At 69.7% G+C, this 1,514-nt stretch carries 1 protein-coding gene; it reads right to left on the minus strand.

Annotated elements, in window-relative coordinates; all coding sequences use genetic code 11:
* Positions 1-1,003 (minus strand): helix-turn-helix domain-containing protein (locus R6V09_RS52930; protein ID WP_317888526.1); only part of this gene is annotated, 1,003 nt, incomplete at its 3' end.
* Positions 1,004-1,514 lie beyond the last annotated feature (511 nt).

A 1,514-nucleotide genomic window follows, 5' to 3' on the forward strand; every position in this document is an offset into this window, starting at 1 on the left:
GGTACGCGGCCCGGTAGGCGGCAGGCGACGAGCCCAGCTGGCGGCGGAAGTGGCCGCGCAGGGCCACCGGCGAGCGGAAGCCGCAGCGGCCCGCGACCTCGTCCACCGAGTAGTCCGACGTCTCCAGCAGGCGCTGCGCCTGGAGCACCCGCTGCGTGATCAGCCACTGCAGGGGAGCGCTCCCGGTGAGCGAGCGGAAGCGGCGGTCGAACGTACGCCTGCTCATGTACGCGCGTGCCGCCAGCGTCTCCACGTCGAACTGTTCGTGGAGGTGCTCCAGCGCCCAGGCGACGACCTCCGCGAGCGGGTCGGCGCCGATCTCCTCTGGTAAAGATCGATCGAGGTAGCGCTCCTGACCGCCGCTTCGGCGCGGGGGGACCACCAGCCGTCGGGCGAGCGCGCCGGCCGCCTCGTTGCCGTGGTCCGTCCGCACGATGTGGAGACAGAGATCGATTCCGGCCGCCGTACCGGCGGACGTCAGTACGTCTCCGTCGTCGACGAAGAGTTCCCTCGGATCGACGTGCACCGACGGATAGCGCTTGGCCAGCGTCGGCGCGTACATCCAGTGGGTGGTCGCGGGACGGCCGTCCAGCAGGCCCGCCGCAGCCAGCACGAAGGCGCCGGTGCACAGGCCGACTATGCGGGCCCCTTCTTCGTGCGCCCGGCGGATGGCGTCGAGTGCCTCCTCCGGTGGCGGCGAGGTGATCGACCGCCAGGCAGGCACGACGACGGTGCCCGCCCGTGAGATCGCCTCCAGGCCGTGCGGTGTGGTGAGTTCCAGCCCGCCGGTCGTACGCAGCGGTCCTTCTTCGCCACCGCACACAAGAAGGCGGTAGCGCGGAACTCCGGCGTCCTGCCGGTCGATTCCGAACACCGACAGCGGTATGGAACTCTCGAAGATGGGGCCGCCGCTGAACAGCAGCACCGCGACGATCTCCTTGCGGCGTCGCCCGGAAAGCTTCCGGGCCGCGGCTTCCGGCGCGGCAGTGGAGTCGTGGCTCATACTGCTAAGCCCCCCTCGGTGGTCGCGGCTCCTCGGTTGTGTCGCTCCTGCACGTTTCCCCTCGGTCCTGCACGAGTCCCCCGCCGTAAGACGTCAAGATCGAATCTACTGTGTCCAGTGGTGCCGGGGTGACCAGTTCGGCAACCGGCACATTGTCGACATGGCAACTTGGCGTGAAGCATTCGATCACGAAGCGTTGCACTCGTGGGCCGTGCAGGGAAGTACGCCTCCCCTTAGTGGCCAATCCCCGTAGGGTGCGCAGGCCCTCCCAGACCCTTTCGGTGCAGGTGGAACGGGGGTTGGGGGGTGGTTCGGACAACAGATGCGCGGTGGCCGGAAGTTGGCTGAAAAGCATCGGGCGCGTGCGCGGAAACCGGTCAGTCGACCGGTGTACTTCCTCCGGCATGCCGACCGCCCCGATGCGCCCCCGCCGCCGCCCGGTGACGGTGGCCGCGGGGCGGGGACTCCTCCTCGTCCAGCAGCCGGGCCGTGCCCCGCTCGGAGCGGCGCA

Origin of the sequence: Streptomyces sp. W16, from assembly GCF_033194735.1 — a bacterium.
In the GTDB taxonomy this organism is placed as follows: Bacteria; Actinomycetota; Actinomycetes; order Streptomycetales; family Streptomycetaceae; genus Streptomyces.